This is a genomic window from Bacillus sp. AP50 (assembly GCF_040492675.1).
GTDB lineage: Bacteria > Bacillota > Bacilli > Bacillales > Bacillaceae_G > Bacillus_A > Bacillus_A cereus.
This window is the reverse complement of sequence record NZ_JBEUTW010000035.1, coordinates 24,192-45,372: the sequence shown is the minus strand read 5'-3', so window position 1 is coordinate 45,372 and position 21,181 is coordinate 24,192. Positions and strand designations below refer to the sequence as shown.

The window sequence follows — 21,181 nt, the reverse complement described above, 5'->3', positions numbered from 1 at the left end:
GTATAAAATGATGCATAAAATAACATAACTATGCATATCTCAGAAATTTTAATAATAAATAAAAAAGGCGGCACATCCACTTGATTGTGGACGTGCCGCCTTTTCTCTTATTTTTTATAGTTCTTCACAATTCTCTTCGAAATATGATTGTAGTTTCGCAATAACTTGCATCGGTTCATGACCTTCAATTTCATGACGCTCTACCATCGTTACAATTTTTCCATCTTTTAATAAAGCAAATGATGGAGAAGAAGGTGGGTACCCTTCGAAATATTCACGAGCTCTTGCTGTCGCTTCTTTATCTTGACCTGCAAACACCGTTACAAGGTGGTTAGGACGTTTATCATAATGTACGGAATGCGCAGCAGCAGGACGAGCAATACCACCTGCACAACCACATACAGAGTTTACCATTACAAGTGTTGTTCCATTTCTTTTAAACGCTTCTTCTACCGCTTCCGGCGTCGTCAATTCTGTATATCCAGCAGAGACAATCTCTTCACGCGCTTGGCGGACAACATCATTCATAAAAAAGTTAAAATTAATCACTCTTTTCCCTCCTCTAAAACTACCTATTTGTATCTTACCAGTTAATGTTTATGAAATACAAGTAAGTTTACTTGTATTTAAGTATAGAAAAGGTGTTAGAGCTCTTGCTCTAACACCTTTTCTTTAATGACCACGATGTTTTTGCTTTGCTTTTTGTACTTTCATTAAACGTCTTCTTTCTTTTTCAGCTTCTCGCTTCTCTTTAGACTGCAGTTTCTTTTCTTGTTTATGCAATTCATAAGATAAACTAATCGCCTCTTGCGCCTTAGTAAAACGTTTAATAGTTGTTTCTTTTGCTGCTTGTCGTATGATACGCTTTATGTTTTGAGGACGCTGTTTTTCTTTAACTTCTACACCACATTTTGCAAAGTGCTGAAAATGCTCTAAAAGTGAACCATTCACAAACATAAGCACTTCTTCATCTGACGGTTCCGCCCCAAAAATATACCTCGCCCCATACAATTTCCCTTTTTCTTTACATGTAATGATTCCAACAAAAAATTGGCCATCGTGATATACTGTCAAATCCATTGACAGCCCCTCCTTTAAAAGATTAGAAATACGGGACATCCCGGAGGGGAAGGTTACTGACATGAAATCATGCGTCTGGACTACCAACCAGAGCTGTGTTTTTGTATTTCTTTCACTATTATTATATCTTTTTTTCCATAATCTTCATATATTCAGCAATCATTTTTTTATGCGATCCTACAATATAGTCAGGTAGTTCTGTTACTGAAAAGAATTTAAGCTGAACTGCTTCTTCTTTATTCATAACAAAATCCCCTTCGTATTCATCCGTATAATAGGCGGTTGTTACAGATTGAAATTCATCACCGTTTTCTAATTTTGTAAAGTAGTTCGCTCCAGAAAATACATTGATTAGTCGCAAGTTCTTCACTTTTATTCCTGTCTCTTCATATACTTCACGATAAGCTGTTTCTTCTGGTGATTCACTAAGCTCCATTAGCCCGCCAGGTAGCCCCCATTTTCCGTACGGCTCTGTCCGCTGCTGCAATAAAACATATCCATTTTCATTTATAACGAGTACAACAGCACCAACTAAAATTAAAGGGCGATGACCAACTATTTTTCGTAATTCTTCTACATATCCCACCGTATCGCCTCCTTTTTCGTTGTCCACACTATTGTATCATATGTACGAAACGACAAAATGCGTATATTTTTCATTTTTTTAACAAAATATTTATTTTATGTGATTCATCTACTGTAGCTAACATAATAGATTCGACTTCTGTACTCTCCTCTAGAAATTCTCTCGCCCACGCTTCTGTTTTTCCTAATAATGCAAGAACATCTTTCTGTATCCTCCCATCCTTTACTAATACAAAAGAAACTGGAGATTTTTTTCCCGCCACTTTAAGATCAAGCCGCGAAACTGCTTCATATTCTGGATACCGAAATATAGAAACGACACCGTTTGCTTCCCATAATGCTAATTTAATCGTTTGAATATCGCTCACATTTCGCATACGAAGTTCCGAAAACAAATATTCCAAGGTAATTCTCGCCTTTTTCAAATTGCTAAAATTAATGGAACCATTGTGTATAAGAATAATAGGTGCAGGCTCTAAAAAACGTCTCCATCTATCCCATTTCAGCATTAAAACTGAGCTTATAATATGAAGTACAACAAGTATGAACGTTGTAATCATCGATCCCAGTAACCCTACTTTTTCATCAGACAATGCGTTAGAAATATTCCCACCAAGCAATAACACTAATACAACATCTAAAAAACGAAGTTGTGCGATAGACCTTTGCCCCATCGCTTTCGCAACTAATATTAAAAATATGTATGCTATAATAGCCCGAATAACCCATTCACTATTAGAAAGATGTCGTGCTCCTTCAAAAATATGCATATGCATCACTTTGCACTCCTTACCCGTCTCAAACTGCTATCCTGTTTTAGTTTGCAACGTTTATGAGCATATATGTAAAAAAGCTGGTTCGTTTAAAAACGAACCAGCTTTTTTTACTTAACTGAAAACATATATTTTTTATACGTTTTCCGTACCGATAATATGAGCCCCATCATAATCATATTTGAGAATAAGGAACTTCCCCCATACGATAAGAAAGGTAATGCAATACCTTTTACAGGCATTAATCCAACGATCATACCGATGTTTTGGAATATTTGAACTGTTAATATACCGATTGATCCAGCGCATAATAATGTACCAAATAAATTATCAGCGGAATAACCAATAATAATTGTTCGATATAGTAGTAATAGGAACAAGAAGACAACTAAGGCTGCTACGATAAATCCACCTTCTTCGGCAATTGTAGCGAAAATAAAGTCAGTATGCTTCTCTGGAATATAGACGCTTCCTCCCCCAAACCCTTTACCTTCCATTCCTCCACTACCTACAGCTAAAATCGATTGCTGTGTTTGATAACCTTGATCTGCATTTTCAAATGGATTTAACCAACCTACAATACGCGACTGTTGGTGAGGCTTTAGTAAAGTAACTAAATTATTATAGAAAAAGTCTTGATACTTAAAGAAAATAAATATTAAAGCAGATAATATGGTCAACGGAATAACTGTACATAATGCTATCAATTTCTTTTGAATACCTGACATAAATAAAATACATGCAATAGCAGCAGCATATAAGAACACCATACCTGTATCAGGTTGACTATATACAACCGCCATAGGTGGAAGTGACACTAGCATAATTTTACCTACTAGCTTTAAATCTGTTTGGAATGTCCTTGCCATATACTGTGCATTATGTTTCACTGCTATACTCGCTACTACAAGTAGCAATGCAATTTTGAAAAACTCAGACGGCTGAATTTGCCCAAATACTGGGAAAACAAACCATCTTTTTGCACCTAATTTTTCAGGTGTAAAACCTGATGGTGGTAATACTTTCAAAAGAATAAGTGAAGCAAATCCAGCAATATAAAGCGGCCAAGATAATTTTTGCAATTGATCTAAGTCGATGCTTGCAACAAGAAGTAACAATACAACCCCAATTATGTAGTTAACACCTTGTTTCATAGCAAAGTTTGCAGCTCCATACTGTCCCGTTTGCTGACTGCTATATATAGCAGCTATACTCGTCACACATAGTGCACACAAAATTAAAATTAATTTTACATCTAAACTTTTTAGAAACTCGGTACTTCTTTTCATGACATCCTCCTGAAACATTGTTACGGCAAAAATAAAAAACCAGGAGTCAACATTCTTCATGTTTTGACGACTGATTACACATTATCTATAAAACACTTATATAGAATAACTCTCTTTTTCATACAATACAATATATTATACTACAGTTTCATCAGTAAGATTTGCCAAAAAAATTATTCTTTTCTTATTTTATATCCATATACCATATATCAGCAATGTATTTTCGTAAATTCCTAATACATAATCGTTTATTGTAAGATTACTGGGAAAGATATTTATACATATAGTAGGATGTAGATGAAGAAATAAGATAATAAAAAGCTCGCATAAGCGAGCTTTTTATTAATATACAGATGTATTATTTTCTGACATGTTTTCTAAAATTTCTTTAACACGTCCTAAGAACTTACCACAAATTAAACCATCAAGTACTCGGTGATCAAGTGATAAACATAAGTTAACCATATCACGAGCACCGAACATACCGTTATCCATAATTACTGGGCGTTTTACAATTGATTCAACTTGTAAAATAGCCGCTTGTGGGTAATTAATAATACCCATAGATTGAACAGAACCGAATGATCCTGTGTTATTAATTGTAAATGTTCCACCTTGCATTTCGTCTGCTTTTAACGATTTCGTACGTACTTTTCCTGCAAGTTCTGTAATTTCACGAGCGATACCTTTAATTGTTTTCTCGTCCGCTTGCTTAATTACTGGTACAAATAGTTCTTCCTCTGTTGCAACAGCGATAGAAAGGTTAATATCTTTCTTCTGAACAATTTTATCGCCAGCCCACATTGAATTAATTTGAGGATACTCTTTTAACGCTTGTGCTACTGCTTTTACGAAGAAAGCAAAGAACGTTAAGTTAAAGCCTTCACGCTTCTTAAAGTCACCTTTAATTGAGTTACGGTATGACACAAGGTTTGTCACATCTACTTCAATCATCATCCAAGCATGTGGTGCTTCGTGTTTACTACGTAACATGTTTGCTGCGATTGCTTTACGCACACCTGTTACTGGAATTTCGATATCTCCAGGCATTGTAGGTACAGAAACTGGTTTCGCAGCTTCTACTTTTTGCGCTACTGGTGCTGCTTTTGGTGCTTCTGGGCGAGCTTCTACTACTGCCGCTACAGCTTCCTCTTTCTTCGCCGCACCTGCTTGTGGGATATTTCCAGATTCCACCAGCTTTAAAATATCTTTACGAGTGATACGGCCGTTTGCTCCCGTACCTTCTACTAGATCTAAATCAACGTTATGCTCACCCGCAAGCTTTAACACAGCTGGTGAAAAACGTGGTTTTCCATCAGTTGGTTGTTTTACTTTCGGTGCTTTTTCAGACGTAGCTACTTCTGCCTTTGATTCTTCTTTAGTTTTTTCCTCAACAGCTGTTGCTGCTACTTCATCTGCGCCTTCTACTTGAATAACACAAACTACTTCACCTACAGCTAACGTATCACCTTCACCAGCGATTAACTCTTTCACAACACCCGTGAAAGAAGATGGTACTTCAGCATTTACTTTATCAGTCATTACTTCTGCAAGCGGATCATACTTATTTACGTGATCGCCAACATTAACGAGCCATTTACTAATTGTGCCCTCTGTAACGCTCTCCCCGAGCTGAGGCATTGTAATATTTTCTACAGCCATGTATAGTCCCCCCGATTAAAATTCCGCAAGTTCACGCATTGCTTTTTCAACTTTATCTGGATTTACCATAAAGAATTTTTCCATTGTTGGTGCATATGGCATTGCTGGAACGTCTGGACCTGCAAGACGTGCGATTGGCGCATCTAAATCAAATAGACAGTTTTCAGCGATAATTGCTGCCACTTCACTCATAATGCTTCCTTCTTTATTGTCTTCTGTTACAAGAAGAACTTTACCTGTTTTAGAAGCTGCTTCAATGATTGCTTCTTTATCTAATGGATATACAGTACGTAAATCAAGAATGTGCGCAGAGATGCCATCTTGTGCTAACTTTTCAGCCGCTTGAAGAGCAAAATGAACACATAATCCGTACGTGATAACTGTAATATCATCACCTTCACGTTTTACATCTGCTTTTCCGATTGGTAATACGTAGTCATCCTCTGGTACTTCACCTTTAATTAAACGATATGCACGTTTATGTTCGAAGAATAATACTGGATCTTCATCACGAATGGCTGCTTTTAATAAGCCTTTTGCATCATATGGTGTAGAAGGGATAACGATTTTTAAACCTGGTTGGTTTGCAAACATCGCTTCTACAGATTGTGAATGATACAATGCACCGTGAACCCCCCCGCCAAATGGTGCACGGATTGTAACTGGACAAGTCCAATCATTATTAGAACGATAACGAATTTTTGCTGCCTCAGAAACAATTTGGTTTACTGCTGGCATGATGAAATCAGCAAACTGCATTTCAGCGATTGGACGCATACCATACATTGCTGCACCAATTGCTACCCCAGCAATTGCAGATTCTGCAAGCGGTGCATCAAGCGCACGATCTTCACCAAATTGATCATACAAACCGTGTGTCGCTTTAAACACGCCACCTTTTTTACCAACATCTTCTCCTAAAACGAATACTTTCTCATCGCGTTCCATTTCTTCGCGCATTGCTAATGTAATAGCATCAATATAAGACATTACAGCCATGAAACGTTCCCCCCTATTCTGCGTATACGTGCTTCAATGCATCTTCAGGTGCTGCATACGGAGCATTTTCTGCATATTCTGTTGCTTCATTTACGATATGCATAATTTCGTCTAACATTTGTTTTTCGGATTCCTCAGTTAACACACCAGCTTCTTTTAAATAAGCTGCGAATGTTATAATTGAATCTTTTTTCTTTGCTTCTTCTACTTCTTCTTTATCACGATAAACACGATCATCATCGTCACTAGAATGTGCTGTTAAACGATATGATACTGTTTCAATTAAAGTTGGTCCTTCACCACGACGACCGCGATCTGCTGCTTCTTTTACAGCTTTATATACTGCAAGTGGATCGTTTCCGTCTATTGTATATCCAGGCATACCGTAACCAATCGCACGATCTGATACGTTTTTACATGCTAATTGTTTTTCAACTGGAATAGAGATTGCATATTTGTTATTTTCACACATAAAAATAACAGGTAGTTTGTGTACACCAGCAAAGTTTGCCCCTTCATGGAAGTCACCTTGGTTTGAAGAACCTTCTCCAAATGTAACGAACGTTACTAAATCTTTCTTCTCCATTTTTCCAGCTAGTGCAATACCAACTGCATGTGGTACTTGTGTTGTTACTGGAGATGAACCTGTAACAATACGATTTTTCTTTTGACCGAAGTGACCAGGCATTTGACGACCACCAGAGTTTGGATCTCCAGCTTTCGCAAAAGCAGACAACATAAGCTCTTTAGCTGTCATACCAAATGCTAGTACAACACCCATATCACGGTAGTATGGTAATGCATAATCTTTCTCTCTATCAAGAGCGAACGCCGCTCCAACTTGTGCAGCCTCTTGTCCTTGACAAGAAATTACGAATGGAATTTTACCAGCGCGGTTTAATAACCACATACGTTCGTCAATTTTACGTGCAAGTAACATCGTACGGAACATTTCTAATACTTGCTCATCACTTAAGCCAAGCTCTTCATGGCGCTTTTCTTTTACTTCTGCCATTTTTCATAACCTCCTAAATCCACATTTTTATGCGTGTAACGCTCTTCCATCTACAGCAAGTGCTGCTTCACCAATCGCCTCAGATAATGATGGATGCGGATGAATTGTATGTGCTACTTCCCAAGGTGTTGCATCAAGTACTCTTGCAAGACCCGCTTCAGAAATCATATCTGTTACATGTGGTCCAATCATATGAACACCAAGAATGTCATTTGTCTCTTCATCAACTACAAGTTTTACGAAACCATCTGATTCTCCGTATACAAGTGCTTTTCCGATTGCGCGGAATGAGAACTTACCTACTTTTAACTTATAGCCTTTTTCTTTCGCTTCTTGTTCTGTTAAACCGACAGAAGCAACTTCTGGACTGCTATATACGCATTTTGATACCATAGAGTAATCAATTGGTGTAACTTCTTTCCCTGCAATATGTTCTACTGCAGCAATTCCTTCATGAGAAGCAACGTGAGCAAGTTGCAGGCCACCGATTACATCTCCAATTGCGTAAATATGCGATTCTTTCGTTTGATAAAACTCATTTGTTTGAATGTATCCTTTTTCCACAACGATATCTGTGTTCTCTAGGCCAATATTTTGCGTATTCGCTTGTCTTCCTACAGATACAAGCATTTTTTCTGCTTTAAATTCTTTATTTTCACCGTTGTGTTCAGCTTGGATTGTTACTCCATTATCTTTTACCAATGTTTCTGGTAATACTTTTGCACCAGTTACCACTTTAATACCTTTTTTCTTGAATAGACGTTGCATTTCTTTTGAAACGTCTTGATCTTCTAGTGGTAATATTGTTTTTGCATACTCTAATACTGTAACTTCTACACCGAAGTCAGCAAGCATAGATGCCCACTCAATACCGATTACACCGCCACCAACGATAATAATCGAACTAGGAAGCGTTTCCATTTTTAGGGCATGATCTGAAGACATTACGTACTCTCCGTCTAATTCTAAACCTGGTAATGAATTTGGACGAGAACCTGTTGCAATAAGTACATTTTTTGGAATTAACATTTCATTCTCTTCTCCACTTGCAAGTTCAACTGAAATTGTCCCTGGCATCGGAGAGAAAATAGATGGGCCAAGAATACGGCCAATACCTTCAAACACATCAATTTTACCTTGTTTCATTAAGTGTTGAACGCCTTTATGAAGCTGCGTTACAATCTTCTCTTTACGCTCTTGTACTTTCGCAAAGTTTAGTTCTACATTGCTTGCAATAACTCCGAACTCTTCGCTTTTTTTAGCAGTTGCATATACTTCCGCACTACGTAAAAGAGCTTTACTAGGGATACATCCTTTGTGTAAACAAGTACCACCAAGATTTTCTTTTTCGACTAGTGCAGTTTTTAACCCTAGTTGTGATGCACGAATTGCAGCAACATATCCACCAGTACCGCCGCCAACGATGACTAAATCATATTCTTTTGCCATTATCTCAACCCCTAGCTACCGTTTCTTTTTCACGTACAACATATTCTTTTGGAGCTTCTTCTTCACGTAATACACGAAGTGCTCCTTCTGCTAACGCTTCTAACTCATCTTCGCCTGGATGTACGATAACATCTGCAATCCAGTCCACTCGCTCTTTTATTTCATCGACAAGAATTTTACTGTATGCCAGTCCACCAGTTAATACGATTGCATCGATTTTCCCGTGAAGTACAGCGCTAGCTCCGCCAATCTCTTTTGCAACTTGATATGCCATTGCTTTATAAATAAGAGTTGCTTCAGGATCACCTTTTTCAACCATTTTCTCTACTTTAATCGCATCATTTGTACCGATTAAACTTACAAGTCCACCTTGTCCGACAAGCTTTTTAATCATTTCATCTCGGTAATACTCACCAGAGAAACACATTTCTACTAGTTGCCCTACTGGTACTGTACCAGCACGCTCTGGACTAAATGGTCCTTCTCCGTTTAAACCGTTATTCACATCGATTACTCTTCCTTTTTTATGAGCACCAACTGTAATACCACCGCCCATATGTGTAACTAATAAATTTAAATCCTCATATTTGTGGTTTAACTGTTCGGCTACTTTACGAGCAACTGCTTTTTGATTTAATGCATGGAAGATACTTTTACGTTCCATACCAGCAATACCACTTATACGAGCAACTGGCTCCATCTCATCTACAACGACAGGATCCACAATAAATGCAGGAATGTTTAATCCAGAAGCAATTTCATATGCTAAAATGCCTCCAAGGTTTGAAGCGTGATGACCGCTAAACCCATTTTTTAAATCTTCTAACATCGCATCGTTTACTGTATACGTACCGCCTTCGATTGGACGAAGTAATCCACCACGTCCACAAACAGCGTTTAATTTTGAAATGTTAATACCATGAGAATGTAGAACTTCTAAAATCGTTTCTTTTCGAAACTCATATTGGTCGATAATTCGCTTGTATTTCCCAATCTGTTCTACGTCATGACGAATCGTTTCTTCTAAAACGGGTCTTTCATTATCAAAAACACCAATTTTTGTGGATGTACTACCTGGGTTAATAACAAGAATTCGATTTACAGACAATGTTGCTACCTCCACTAATAAATTCAAAAGGAAGTGGAAACCTCATAAGAGGTAACCACGCCTTTTGTAAAAGTTATATATGAATGATTAGCGACGGCTAATAATATCGTGACCGTTGCGTAAGTAAGTGCTACGAGAATTTTTCAAGCTTGCAATGCGCTCTTCAGCTAGACGATCTGCCGCTACATAAGTTGCTATGCCATCGCGTTTTGAAATTTCGATTACTTTTGCAATTGTGTCATAAATAGACTCAACACGTTTTAGTGCACGTTCTCTATTGTATCCATATAATTCGTCTGCTACGTTAATTACGCCACCTGCATTAATTACATAATCTGGTGCGTATACAATACCCATTTCATGAATGATGTCACCGTGACGATTTTCTTTTAATTGGTTATTTGCAGAACCTGCGATTACTTTTGCTTTAAGTTGTGGAATAGTTTCATCATTAACTGTTGCGCCTAATGCACATGGTGCGTAAATATCGCATTCAACACCGTAAATTTCATTTGGTTCAACTGCTGATGCACCGAATTCTTCTACAGCACGTTGTACAGCTTCTTTATTAATATCTGTAACGATTAATTTTGCTCCTTCAGCGTGTAAATGTTTGCATAGGTGATATGCTACGTTACCAACGCCTTGAACAGCAATTACTTTTCCTTCTAAATTATCAGTACCGAAAGCTTCTTTTGCAGCTGCTTTCATACCACGGTAAACACCGTATGCAGTTACTGGAGATGGGTTACCAGAAGAACCGAATGATGGTGAGATACCTGTTACAAAGTCAGTTTCTTCATGGATAATATCCATATCATCTACTGTTGTACCAACATCTTCAGCTGTAATGTAACGTCCGTTTAGTCCTTGGATATAACGTCCTAGTGCACGGAACATTGCTTCGCTCTTATCTTTACGAGGATCACCGATAATTACTGTTTTCGCACCACCTAAGTTTAAACCAGCTGCTGCGTTTTTGTATGTCATCCCTTTTGCAAGACGCAATGCATCTTCAATCGCCGCTTCTTCAGAATCATATGTCCACATTCTTGTTCCACCAAGAGCCGGTCCAAGTGTTGTATCATGAATTGCAATAATTGCTTTTAAACCAGATTCTTTATCTTGACAAAATACTACTTGCTCATAATCATATTTTTCTAAGTATTCGAAGATTTCTAATGTCATTGTCGTTTCCCCCTAATGTTTTACCCTTTTTGGTTTATTTTGAAGCAGTCGCAACTGCCAATGCTAATGAATATACTTTTGTTTCTGCTGAATCAGCACGAGATGTTAAAACAATCGGTGCTTTTGCGCCAGCAATCATTGCTCCTACTTTTGCATCCGCAAAGTATACGAGTGATTTATATAGCACATTTCCAGCTTCAATCGTTGGGACGAGTAAAATATCTGCCTTACCTGCTACATCACTTACTATGCCTTTATGCTCTGCTGCAATTTGTGATACTGCATTATCTAAAGCAAGTGGTCCATCAACGATACAATCTTTAATTTGTCCGCGGCGATTCATTTGTGTTAACATCGCTGCATCAATTGTCGCCTGCATCGCTGGATTCACAACTTCTACTGCTGCGATTGGTGCCACTTTGGGCAAGTCGATTCCTATTGCCTGGGCAACTTCTACAGTATTTTGTATAATAGCAGCTTTTTGTGTTACGTCAGGTGCGATGTTCATCGCTGCATCTGTAACGAAAATAAGACGGTCGTAATTTTGAACTTCAAATGCTGCTACATGTGAAAGTACGCTACCTTTACGTAGGCCCCACTCTTTGTTTAACACAGCCTTCAAAATATTCGCTGTTGGGATGTTCCCCTTCATAAGCACATCTGCTTCACTATTTCTCACAGCTTTAACAGAAAGTTCTGCAGCTTCAGCACTAGACATTGCTGCAATCACTTCAACATGTTCTGAAGTTTGTAAACCATGTTCTTGTAGCATCCCCATTATTTTTTCTTGATTTCCATATAGACGAAATTGAGCTAGCTGTAATTTAATTGCTTTCGCTACAGCTTCAATTACTTCATGATCTTCAGCTACTGCTACAGCCACAGTTTTTTTAGGCTTTCCTGCTGCTTGATCAATTAAGTATTCTAACTTCATATTTTGTAATCAACCCTTTCCGTCGTCCCTCGTCTATTTATAAAGCAAATACCGTGCCAACTTTTAAAAGTGGTCTTACCAATAATGAAAACGCATTCAAAATGCAGTAAAATCAATACTTTGGAAAATAACGAAAGATTCTGTCTTATTTTGTCGCTTTTTGTATACCATGCAATAAATTGCACGGTACGCAATTTATTGCATGCTATTTTTTGCATGGTCATACTTTTCTAGCTTGTAATATAAATTTCGAACGGAAATTCCTAACGCTTTTGCAGTTTGTGTTTTATTCCCATCAAATCTCTCCAAATATTCATAAATAATATTCCCTTCAAACTCTGTCACTAAATGTTCAAGTGGCTTTTCTTCTAATTCAGGTAATAAATGAGATTGCTTTGACTCCACCTGCTCTTCGTTATGTAATGGCGGTAAATGGTGTACATCAATATAGGTCTCGTTATAATTCATAAAGATAATAGCTCTCCCCAAAATATTTTCAAGTTCCCTCACATTTCCTGGCCATTCGTATGATTGTAAATATAAAACGGCTGAATCAGTGAGCCCTTCTACATTACGACCGTAATCTTGATTAATTTTTTGAATCAATCTGTCCGCAATTGTCGGTATATCTCCTTTACGTTGACGAAGAGATGGAATTTGAATTGGAATTTTATTTAATCGATAATATAAATCCTCCCTAAACTTCCCTTCTAGAATAGCCTTTTCTAAATTCACATGTGTCGCTGCAATTACTCGAACATTAATAGGTATCGCTTTCGTTCCACCAACTTTTACAATTTCTTTTTCCTGCAATACACGAAGGAGTTTCGCTTGTGTATTTGCAGACAACTCCCCTATTTCATCTAAAAAAATACTACCGTTATTCGCTTCCTCAAAGAACCCACGTTTCCCGCCTCTTTTCGCTCCAGAAAACGCCCCTTCCTCATAACCAAATAATTCACTTTCTAACAACGTCTCCGAAATGGCCGCACAGTTTACACGGACGAACTTATTGTATTTTCGATTACTTCCATTATGGATTGCATGTGCAAACAATTCTTTACCAGTCCCAGATTCCCCGCGTAACAGTACTGTTGCTGGTGTATTCGCTCCTAGCTTCGCCTGTTCGATAGCTGCCGTTGTTTCATCTGAATTTCCGACAATATCATCAAATGAATATTTCGCTTCTAATGTACGAATAATTTGCCTTGCTCTATTCAATTCATTTGTTAATTTTTGAATTTCCGACACGTCACGGATAACACCGACGCTTCCTTTCAATATTCCATCCACAATAACTGGTGCTACGTTTACAATTACATCTCGCTTTTTTTGCCCAATCTTCATATGTATTCCGCGCACCGCACGACGCGTTCGAAGTACTTTCATATGCATACTTTCGCCTTCTACAATATCAGTTGTAGCAGGCTTCCCAATAATATCTTCTTCTGTTAAACCCGTTAATTTCGTATATGCTGGGTTAATGACTAAACCTCTTCCTTTTTCATCCACAACCGAAATCGCTTCTTCAGATGAGTTAATAATTGCCTCTAATAGTGTTTGAATTTCTTTTAAGTCTGTAACTTCTTCCGCAAGATCTACAACTTCTGTTATATCTTTAAAAATTGCAAATGCCCCTTGTACCTCTCCTCCTTCTTTTAATATTGGAATACGCGTTGTAATAATTTTCTTTCCATTCTCTAATGTCAGTTCATAATTTACTTCTATTTGTTTCGTACGTATAATGCGAAGTAATTTACTAGTTGGAATGACTTCTAAAATATACTTTCCTATCGCCTCTTCTTTTTTATATCCGATAATACGCTCTGCACTTTTATTAAAAAGACGAACTTGTCCCTCTCGATCAATTACAATCATGCCGTCATGTGTAGAATTTAAAATTAATTCTCCTTGTTGCGTCTGTTCCTCTAACCGCCCAATTAGCCCTTCCTTCTCATGCGCTAATCCTGTAACAATTTTTGCGATATCACCTGGTATAAGAAGAGTGTCTTTTTTCTTTTTTTCTAATAAAACTTTATGTACATCATCTTCACCTGTCATATCAAATATTACATCGATATGCATAGAAAGAAATGGAGTTACACTTTCTCCAATTGTAATCCCGTATTCCTTAGCAATTTGTAGTCCTTTTGCCAACGGATTTATATCAATAATCCCTATAATTTGAAATATATTCGAACTTTGTAACAGATTCAGCAGCGCGCTCCCGCCTTCACCTGCACCAACAATTAATACTTTTTGTTTCATATATTACACTTCCTCTCGAAGTAACTCTGCAATTTTTTTCACACCCTTATCTTACTCGTTCAGCACCCTCTTGACAAACCCCCTTTCCGTATAACATCATTAAAATATACGAAATAATCTGAAAAGGAGCGTTATGTATGCAGCGTTACGTTGCTCTACTATTAGCACTCATCCCTATTTCATTAGCTGTGTTTGGTATAAAGTTAATGAGAGATACTGTATTCGGGATTCCATTTCCACCAATTTCCATACTGTGGTTACAATTTTTAATCGGCGCTCTCTGCTTCGCGCTCGGGTTTTATATCTTTGGTGGCTTCGTCTTGCACCGAGATCGCAAACGAAATAAAGTACAAGCTCGCTTTAGAAGATAGGAATGCCCCACTATTTATAAACAAAAAAATGAGACCGTTACACGCGGTCTCATTTTTTTATTGGCAATAACGTTCTTGCCGTTTCAGGGTAATCAGTAATAATCGCCGATATATTCATATCAAAATATTTACGCATAAGCGTTTCTTCATTAATTGTATAAGGGCGAACTTCTACACCACTTTCCATCGTTAGTTCGGCAATAGCATCTTGAAGATAACGATAATTCGGATGTACTGCTGTAGCCCCCATTTTTTTCGCGTATGCCCACGGACTATGCAAACCTTCGCGATATAAAATTGCTGTTTGAATATCAGGAGCCATCATATGGCACCGTTTCATACTGTAGTGATTAAACGAAGAAAATATAACACGATCCTCTAGACTAAATTTCCGTACAAGCGTTATAACTTCTTCCTCTAAACCTCTGTATGGAATTTTATTATTTTTAAGTTCAATATTAAGTAGCAAACTCGTTTGTTCAAGCCATTCTAATACCTCTTCTAAAAGTGGTATTTTACAAAAACCTACTTTATCACCAAATTTATAACTTGCATCTAACTTGCATAAGTCCTCATATACATAATTCCGAACCGCACCTTTTCCATTTGTTGTCCGGTCCACCGTTTCATCGTGAATGACGACAACTTTTCCATCTTTCGTTAATTGAACATCAAGTTCAATTCCATCCGCTCTAAAAGACTCAGCTGCTTCAAATGAAATCATTGTATTTTCTGGGTACGTTCCAGCCGCACCACGATGTGCAAATATAAGAGTCATCCTCACTCCCCCAATCTTATGCTATACTATACGAAAAAGGAGGTACTTCTATGAGACCATTACAAATCTCTCCAGATACTGCAGTCCGCTTATCAAAAGCACTAGGTGTTCCACTTGAACAACTCATGCATATGCCGCAGCACATTTTAATTCAAAAACTAGTTGAATTAGAAAAACAAAATAAAGACGAAGAATAATACAGTCCTGTTTTTTGCAGGACTTTTTATTATTTTCTATTATATCACGGATGCCTTTCCTACTAAAATCCTTTAACAGATGTACTACGATGTGATTTAGCCGTTCCTTCATCATTTAATAATGAATCACATCTTTTCTTTTTTGTTACACGTCATAAAGAAAGCAGACCATTTATTTATAAGTCCCCATTGCGTCCTAAAAACACGATCATAAAAAACTAGAAGCCCTTTATATTGTTTTTTATTGAACGTGCGGAGCATCCCCTGATTCGTATAGTTCTTTCGCTTTTTCCTCCCCGAATGTAGTTAAAATATAATGTTGCTCTTCTAACGCATCCATTGCTCTAGTTGCTTTACAAACGCTATCTTCTTGAGCATCTGAGAAATAATTGTGATCTTCTACAATTTTACTAAAATCTTTTTTCGCCCATCTATCAGCAATTGCTAAAAGTTCATTTTTCTTCGCAAAGCTACTCTTATTTATAATTTCTTTTAATTTTTTAGTATTACTTTGAATCATTGGGATAGAGCCCGATTTTCGTTCTGCCACCACTTTTTGATGAGTCATGCGATGCATCGCTGTAATGACTTCGCTTTCAGTAGAATTTTCAGTAACATACACATCAACAAAGACCCCATCTACCTCTCTACCTACTATTGTTTGGTCTTCTTTTTTATCTATTTGAGCACTCACTTCTTTATCTACGGGATTATCTGCAAGTTCTAACATTCCAAATGTAACTGCAATAGCAAGAACTCCCATAGCTGCTACTATTCCTAGCCAAGTTGAAATTTTATTTTCCATTCCCCTTCTCCCTATCTATATCTATTTTATTGCCTTATAAAAAACTCACTTACATGTAATATTACTAAAAATAGGTTTTATTTTCCATACTATCAAATAATCTCTTTTTCTCAACAAAATAAAAAGACCAACGAATTATAACATTCATTGGTCTTTAAATAAAAAGTTCATTGGTTTTAAATTTGATATCGAGTATCAATTTCAAGAATTATTAAGCTTTACTAAAACTTAAATCCCTTACTACTTTTACTCTCAACTAGCTTTATGTTCAAGTCTCAGCTTATCCGCAACCATTGCGATAAACTCAGAATTCGTAGGTTTTGCTTTTGACATGGATACTGTATAACCGAATAAGGACGAAATAGAATCAATATTCCCACGGCTCCAAGCTACTTCAATTGCGTGACGAATTGCGCGCTCCACACGGCTTGCTGTTGTATTATATTTCTTTGCGATATCTGGATACAATACTTTCGTAATCGATCCTAATAATTCGATATCATTGTATACCATGGAGATTGCTTCTCGTAAATACATATATCCTTTAATATGAGCGGGTACACCAATTTCATGAATGATACTCGTAATACTCGCATCTAAGTTTTTCGGTTTTCCATCTACTGTTGTGGCTGATCGGAATGATGGTAGTGGACGCTTAATCATAGTGTTTGCTTTACCACTCACTTGACGAATATGACTCGTTAAATTCTCCATATCAAATGGTTTTAATATGAAATATGAGGCACCTAAGTCAACTGCTTTTTTCGTCACATCTTCTTGGCCAAATGCTGTCAACATAATTACGCTAGGCTGTTTTAACCTTTCAATATGTCGCATTTTCTCCAATACAGCTAAACCATCTAAGTGTGGCATAATAATGTCTAAAACGAGTACATCAGGTTGCTTATCTGTTAATAAGTTTAAACACTCTTGACCATTATAAGCAGTACCGATTACTTCCATATCATCTTGAGCGGCTACATAGCTCTCTAACATTGATACTAGTTCTTTATTATCATCCACAAGACATACTTTAATTTTCTCCACAGCTTTTCCTCCCTTACCGAATCGATTCTCCGACATGTGTATCCTTCTAGGCTACATGAATTGTTCGACAATTGTGTGAAAATTCCCTTTTAAAGTTTCTTACTTTCCGATAAAATCACAAAAAAATATGTTTATCGTTCATTTATTCCCTTTCGCAACACATTCCATCATAGAAATACAACGAAACGTTCAACCCTTTCCTTTTATTTTACAACAAAAAACACCTCTTGCGGAGCTTTTACAAAATTTCAACGAATTTTTCAACAGAAAAAGCGAGCTAATAATATATATTAGCTCGCTTTTTTCTCTTGATCATAAATATTAATTCCAGCTTGATGTAACATCCATTCAATATGAACACCATATCCTGATGTTGGATCATTTACAAATACATGTGTAACAGCACCAATTACTTTTCCATTTTGTACAATTGGACTTCCGCTCATTCCTTGTACGATACCGCCCGTTTTCTCTAATAGACGTTTATCTGTTACTTTTATTACCATACCCTTTGTGGCTGGGAATTTTTGCTGCACTGTACTAACAACTTCAATATCAAACGCTTCTACTTTATCTTGATCAATAACTGTTAATATTTTTGCCGGTCCTTCTTTTACTTGATGAGATAATGCGATAGGCATTGCTTTATCCATTATACCGTTTTTCATATTCGTATTTAATTTTCCAAAAATACCATATGGACTATTAATTGTAATATTGCCAATCACTTCACGGTCTGGTGAGAATCTTGCTAATTTCTCCCCTGGATTCCCATGACTACCTCTTTCAATTGATGTAACTGTCGAGCGCATAATTTGTCCATCTTCGACTTGAATCGGCTTTTTCGTATCATTATCAGAAATAACATGACCAAGTGCCCCATATTTCATAGAATCTGGATGAACAAATGTCATCGTTCCAATTCCAGCTGCCGAATCACGGATATACAAGCCAATTCGATAAGACGATTCACCGTTGTCTTTTTGTGGAGTTAGCTTCGTACGAATATATTTTCCATCTCTTAACAATACAAGATTAAGCGGTTCACCTGTTTCTCCACTATTATGAATAAACGGTGCTACATCACTCATTCTTTCAATTGTTTTACCATTAATTTCAGTAATCATATCTCCAATTTGTACACCTGCTGTTTCACCAGGAGATATTTTACCTTTTTCAGTTTGAATTAAATGATGGCCTACAACAAGTACACCTTTTGTATTTAATTTCACACCAATTGATTGTCCACCTGGAATCACTTTAAAATCTTTTAACACTTTCACATTTACTTTTTTCACTGGAAAACCAGCAAGCTGAAATACCATATCAGCTTCACCATTTTGATGAGAATTTACCATAAGTCCTTGTTTTTGTTCATTTGAACTCACTGTAAATACATGACGATTTGTGGATGAAGCTTTGAAAACTGGTAATGATGATATTTCTGATTGTTGCCCTTCAAAAACAACAAGTTGTTTCGGTGATGAAATAAACGTTCGAAGCGGTTTAAAACATCCAATAAAAACTAAAGAAACAAGGAGACAAAGACCTATTATTTTTCGAAATTTTTCTAATTTCAACTTGTTCACTCTCCTCGCTCCTACCCCACATTCAGCCTCTTGGCTTCACTTTTTAATCTCTCCTTGCAGTGCTTTATTTATAACCGGAAGAATTAAGAAATCGTCATTTGAGAAAAAAAGCTATCCATTACTGGATAGCCTCTGCTGTCTGTTTAAAATGATGCGCTTGCGTAAGTAATTCTTTCGCATGCTCTGTCGTTAAATCTGTGATTTCCACACCAGAAATCATTCGAGCTATTTCTGTTACTTTATCCTCCATAGTTAAAACAGTAACTGATGTAATTGTCCGATCATTCGCTACTTGTTTTCGAATAAATAAATGTGAATCTGCCATTGAAGCTACTTGAGGTAAGTGCGTAATACAAAGTACTTGCGAGTTTACTGATACTCGATAAATTTTTTCCGCAATAGCCTGTGCGACCCGGCCACTTACACCCGTATCCACTTCATCAAAAATAACAGATGCAACCCCTTGATGCTTAGAAAAAATGCTTTTTAAAGCTAAAATGATACGAGATAACTCTCCGCCAGAAGCAACCTTTGAAAGTGGTTTTAGCGGCTCTCCTGGGTTCGTTGAAATATAAAATTCCACATGATCGTAACCATCCGCCGTAAGTCTTACCGGCGCACCTTCCACAAGGGGCTCTTCTGCATTTCCTTCTCTCTTCATAATTCTCACTTCAAATTTCGTTTTTTCCATATATAATTCTTTTAATTCCTGATGAATTGCATTTGTAAGGTGTTCTGCAAGCTCATGACGCATATTACTTAACAACGTTGCTTCTTTCATAATAACACTTTCTAATTCCTTCAACTGTTTCTTCGTCGTTTCAATATGAACGTCTTTATTTTCAATCGTAAAAATTTCCTGTTCAATTTTATCAGCATACGCTAAAATCTCTTCTACATTATTTCCATATTTTCTCTTTAGCATACGAATTTCATTCAAACGTGTTTCGATTTCATCTAAACGATTTGGATCATATTCCATCATATCGAGCTTTTCCCTCAGTTGATAGGCAACCTCTTCTAATAAGTAATAGCTATTTGCAATTGAATCATGATTCTCTTGATACACTTCATCTAAATGTGTAATACTTTCCATTTGCCCCATTGCACTTCTTACATTATCTAATCCTTGTCCGTCGGCACTTAAAGAACGATATGCATCACCTAACGCTTTATAAATCTTTTCAAAATTAGAAATTTGCAATCGTTCCTCAGTTAATTCATTTTCTTCATCCATCTTTAAATCCGCCTTGCGAATTTCCTCGTGCTGAAATTGAATTAAATCTAAGCGATGTGCCATTTGTTGCTCATTTTCACTTAACGATTTCAATTGTTTTTTTAATTTTTCATAGTCAGCGTATACGTTTTGATATATGTCTAATTGTTTAACGATTCGATCCCCATCAAAGTGATCAAGCATAAACAGATGTCGTTCTTCATTCATTAAATCTTGCGTTTCGTGCTGTCCGTGAATATCAACAAGTGTTTTCCCAATTTCTTTTAATATGCTAAGTGTAACAAGCTTCCCATTTACACGACATACACTCTTCCCGTTCGCAGCAATATCACGCTTTAAAATAATCATACCATCTTCTATTTCTATATCTAACTCTTCTGCCTTTTCAATACATGGATGCTTCTCATCTTCAACATAAAATAGCCCTTCAATCTCAGCCTTTTCTGTTCCATATCGAACAAATTCTGCTGACCCACGGCCACCTACAAGTAAACTAATTGCATCAATAATAATCGATTTTCCGGCCCCTGTTTCACCGCTTAAAACCGTTAAACCTTTTTGAAAAGAAATATTTAATGCTTCAATAATAGCAAAGTTTCTAATCGATAATTCCGATAACAATGCCCCATTCACCTCGTTATAAAATAATCCCTTACTAAAGGATTTTCTCAGTTCTTCATTCAAATAATCATGCTATATATTTGTATGTATATACTCTTCTAACCCGCTTCATTGTACCAAACATTTGTTTTACGGGTCAATCCATCTATTTTTTAACTTTACGCAAACAAAATATTATATTACAAT

Annotated in this window: 20 protein-coding genes; 2 read left to right on the top strand and 18 right to left on the bottom strand. The window is 36.8% G+C overall.

Translation table 11 applies throughout. The features are described from left to right. Positions 1-114: 114 nt before the first annotated feature. The 13 genes from ABWK52_RS04820 to ABWK52_RS04760 all read right to left on the bottom strand — a co-directional run bounded on the left by ABWK52_RS04820 (position 115) and on the right by ABWK52_RS04760 (position 14,350). Positions 115-528 (bottom strand): BrxA/BrxB family bacilliredoxin, encoded by a 414-nt coding sequence (locus tag ABWK52_RS04820; RefSeq protein ID WP_001979317.1) that lies wholly within the window; start codon positions 526-528, stop codon positions 115-117. A 144-nt stretch (positions 529-672) separates the two neighbouring features. Continuing rightward, complete coding sequence (locus ABWK52_RS04815; RefSeq protein WP_098541558.1) at positions 673-1,080, bottom strand: YjdF family protein; 408 nt, start codon at positions 1,078-1,080, stop codon at positions 673-675. A 121-nt stretch (positions 1,081-1,201) separates the two neighbouring features. After that, complete coding sequence (locus tag ABWK52_RS04810; RefSeq protein ID WP_000542555.1) at positions 1,202-1,666, bottom strand: NUDIX hydrolase; 465 nt, start codon at positions 1,664-1,666, stop codon at positions 1,202-1,204. 70 nt (positions 1,667-1,736) lie between these two features. Beyond that, complete coding sequence (locus ABWK52_RS04805) at positions 1,737-2,441, bottom strand: DUF421 domain-containing protein (RefSeq protein ID WP_000550964.1); 705 nt, start codon at positions 2,439-2,441, stop codon at positions 1,737-1,739. Positions 2,442-2,548: 107 nt separating this feature from the next. After that, a complete protein-coding gene (locus ABWK52_RS04800; protein ID WP_000831181.1) occupies positions 2,549-3,727 on the bottom strand; it encodes an FtsW/RodA/SpoVE family cell cycle protein in 1,179 nt (392 codons plus the stop codon). A 342-nt stretch (positions 3,728-4,069) separates the two neighbouring features. Next, positions 4,070-5,389, bottom strand: a complete 1,320-nt coding sequence (locus tag ABWK52_RS04795; RefSeq protein ID WP_000257681.1) for a dihydrolipoamide acetyltransferase family protein — start codon at positions 5,387-5,389, stop codon at positions 4,070-4,072. A gap of 15 nt (positions 5,390-5,404) precedes the next feature. After that, positions 5,405-6,388: a 3-methyl-2-oxobutanoate dehydrogenase subunit beta gene (gene bfmBAB, locus ABWK52_RS04790; protein WP_000290071.1), complete on the bottom strand. Its 984-nt coding sequence runs from the start codon at positions 6,386-6,388 to the stop codon at positions 5,405-5,407. Between the two features lie 13 nt (positions 6,389-6,401). Next, a complete protein-coding gene (gene bfmBAA / locus ABWK52_RS04785) occupies positions 6,402-7,403 on the bottom strand; it encodes a 3-methyl-2-oxobutanoate dehydrogenase subunit alpha (RefSeq protein WP_000852551.1) in 1,002 nt (333 codons plus the stop codon). Positions 7,404-7,430: 27 nt separating this feature from the next. Further along, positions 7,431-8,852, bottom strand: coding sequence for a dihydrolipoyl dehydrogenase (gene lpdA, locus ABWK52_RS04780; RefSeq protein WP_001051289.1), 1,422 nt, complete (start codon positions 8,850-8,852; stop codon positions 7,431-7,433). A gap of 4 nt (positions 8,853-8,856) precedes the next feature. Then, a complete protein-coding gene (buk, locus tag ABWK52_RS04775) occupies positions 8,857-9,960 on the bottom strand; it encodes a butyrate kinase (protein ID WP_000115780.1) in 1,104 nt (367 codons plus the stop codon). An 87-nt stretch (positions 9,961-10,047) separates the two neighbouring features. Continuing rightward, positions 10,048-11,148 carry a leucine dehydrogenase gene (locus ABWK52_RS04770; protein ID WP_000171357.1) on the bottom strand — a complete coding sequence of 367 codons (1,101 nt, stop codon included), beginning with the start codon at positions 11,146-11,148 and terminating at the stop codon, positions 10,048-10,050. Between the two features lie 34 nt (positions 11,149-11,182). Beyond that, complete coding sequence (gene yqiS, locus ABWK52_RS04765) at positions 11,183-12,082, bottom strand: phosphate butyryltransferase (protein WP_097998002.1); 900 nt, start codon at positions 12,080-12,082, stop codon at positions 11,183-11,185. A 195-nt stretch (positions 12,083-12,277) separates the two neighbouring features. After that, positions 12,278-14,350, bottom strand: a complete 2,073-nt coding sequence (locus ABWK52_RS04760; protein WP_087875716.1) for a sigma-54 interaction domain-containing protein — start codon at positions 14,348-14,350, stop codon at positions 12,278-12,280. Positions 14,351-14,487: 137 nt separating this feature from the next. Here ABWK52_RS04760 and ABWK52_RS04755 point away from each other — a divergent pair, with 137 nt between their 5' ends. Beyond that, positions 14,488-14,721 carry a DUF2627 domain-containing protein gene (locus ABWK52_RS04755; RefSeq protein WP_016111657.1) on the top strand — a complete coding sequence of 78 codons (234 nt, stop codon included), beginning with the start codon at positions 14,488-14,490 and terminating at the stop codon, positions 14,719-14,721. Between the two features lie 49 nt (positions 14,722-14,770). Here the strand turns inward: ABWK52_RS04755 and ABWK52_RS04750 are convergent, their stop codons facing one another. Next, positions 14,771-15,499 carry a glycerophosphodiester phosphodiesterase gene (locus tag ABWK52_RS04750; protein ID WP_000172580.1) on the bottom strand — a complete coding sequence of 243 codons (729 nt, stop codon included), beginning with the start codon at positions 15,497-15,499 and terminating at the stop codon, positions 14,771-14,773. 50 nt (positions 15,500-15,549) lie between these two features. Between ABWK52_RS04750 and ABWK52_RS04745 the strand changes: the two genes are divergently transcribed. Beyond that, entirely contained in the window at positions 15,550-15,696 is a 147-nt protein-coding gene (locus ABWK52_RS04745; protein ID WP_001247671.1) for a YycC family protein, read from the top strand. Positions 15,697-15,937: 241 nt separating this feature from the next. On the opposite strand, the gene ABWK52_RS04740 is transcribed toward ABWK52_RS04745, so the two are convergent. From ABWK52_RS04740 to recN, 4 genes are all read right to left on the bottom strand, one after another. Further along, positions 15,938-16,501 (bottom strand): PRK06770 family protein, encoded by a 564-nt coding sequence (locus ABWK52_RS04740; protein ID WP_000428232.1) that lies wholly within the window; start codon positions 16,499-16,501, stop codon positions 15,938-15,940. Between the two features lie 252 nt (positions 16,502-16,753). Then, the gene (gene spo0A, locus ABWK52_RS04735) at positions 16,754-17,548 is read right to left on the bottom strand and encodes a sporulation transcription factor Spo0A (protein ID WP_021727703.1); all 795 of its coding nucleotides are present in this window, start codon (positions 17,546-17,548) and stop codon (positions 16,754-16,756) included. 290 nt (positions 17,549-17,838) lie between these two features. Next, positions 17,839-19,137, bottom strand: a complete 1,299-nt coding sequence (gene spoIVB, locus ABWK52_RS04730) for a SpoIVB peptidase (protein WP_002098091.1) — start codon at positions 19,135-19,137, stop codon at positions 17,839-17,841. Positions 19,138-19,255: 118 nt separating this feature from the next. Continuing rightward, positions 19,256-20,995: a DNA repair protein RecN gene (gene recN / locus ABWK52_RS04725; RefSeq protein ID WP_000947765.1), complete on the bottom strand. Its 1,740-nt coding sequence runs from the start codon at positions 20,993-20,995 to the stop codon at positions 19,256-19,258. Positions 20,996-21,181 lie beyond the last annotated feature (186 nt).

Coding starts and splice junctions, on each gene's coding strand:
- ABWK52_RS04755 (WP_016111657.1), top strand. CDS start 14,488: ATGCAGCGTTACGTTGCTCTACTATTAGCACTCATCCCTATTTCATTA.
- ABWK52_RS04745 (WP_001247671.1), top strand. CDS start 15,550: ATGAGACCATTACAAATCTCTCCAGATACTGCAGTCCGCTTATCAAAA.
- ABWK52_RS04795 (WP_000257681.1), bottom strand. CDS start 5,389: ATGGCTGTAGAAAATATTACAATGCCTCAGCTCGGGGAGAGCGTTACA.
- ABWK52_RS04760 (WP_087875716.1), bottom strand. CDS start 14,350: ATGAAACAAAAAGTATTAATTGTTGGTGCAGGTGAAGGCGGGAGCGCG.
- ABWK52_RS04800 (WP_000831181.1), bottom strand. CDS start 3,727: ATGAAAAGAAGTACCGAGTTTCTAAAAAGTTTAGATGTAAAATTAATT.
- bfmBAB (WP_000290071.1), bottom strand. CDS start 6,388: ATGGCTGTAATGTCTTATATTGATGCTATTACATTAGCAATGCGCGAA.
- ABWK52_RS04750 (WP_000172580.1), bottom strand. CDS start 15,499: ATGACTCTTATATTTGCACATCGTGGTGCGGCTGGAACGTACCCAGAA.
- lpdA (WP_001051289.1), bottom strand. CDS start 8,852: ATGGCAAAAGAATATGATTTAGTCATCGTTGGCGGCGGTACTGGTGGA.
- ABWK52_RS04820 (WP_001979317.1), bottom strand. CDS start 528: ATGAATGATGTTGTCCGCCAAGCGCGTGAAGAGATTGTCTCTGCTGGA.
- ABWK52_RS04815 (WP_098541558.1), bottom strand. CDS start 1,080: ATGGATTTGACAGTATATCACGATGGCCAATTTTTTGTTGGAATCATT.
- ABWK52_RS04740 (WP_000428232.1), bottom strand. CDS start 16,501: ATGGAAAATAAAATTTCAACTTGGCTAGGAATAGTAGCAGCTATGGGA.
- ABWK52_RS04805 (WP_000550964.1), bottom strand. CDS start 2,441: ATGCATATGCATATTTTTGAAGGAGCACGACATCTTTCTAATAGTGAA.
- ABWK52_RS04770 (WP_000171357.1), bottom strand. CDS start 11,148: ATGACATTAGAAATCTTCGAATACTTAGAAAAATATGATTATGAGCAA.
- bfmBAA (WP_000852551.1), bottom strand. CDS start 7,403: ATGGCAGAAGTAAAAGAAAAGCGCCATGAAGAGCTTGGCTTAAGTGAT.
- yqiS (WP_097998002.1), bottom strand. CDS start 12,082: ATGAAGTTAGAATACTTAATTGATCAAGCAGCAGGAAAGCCTAAAAAA.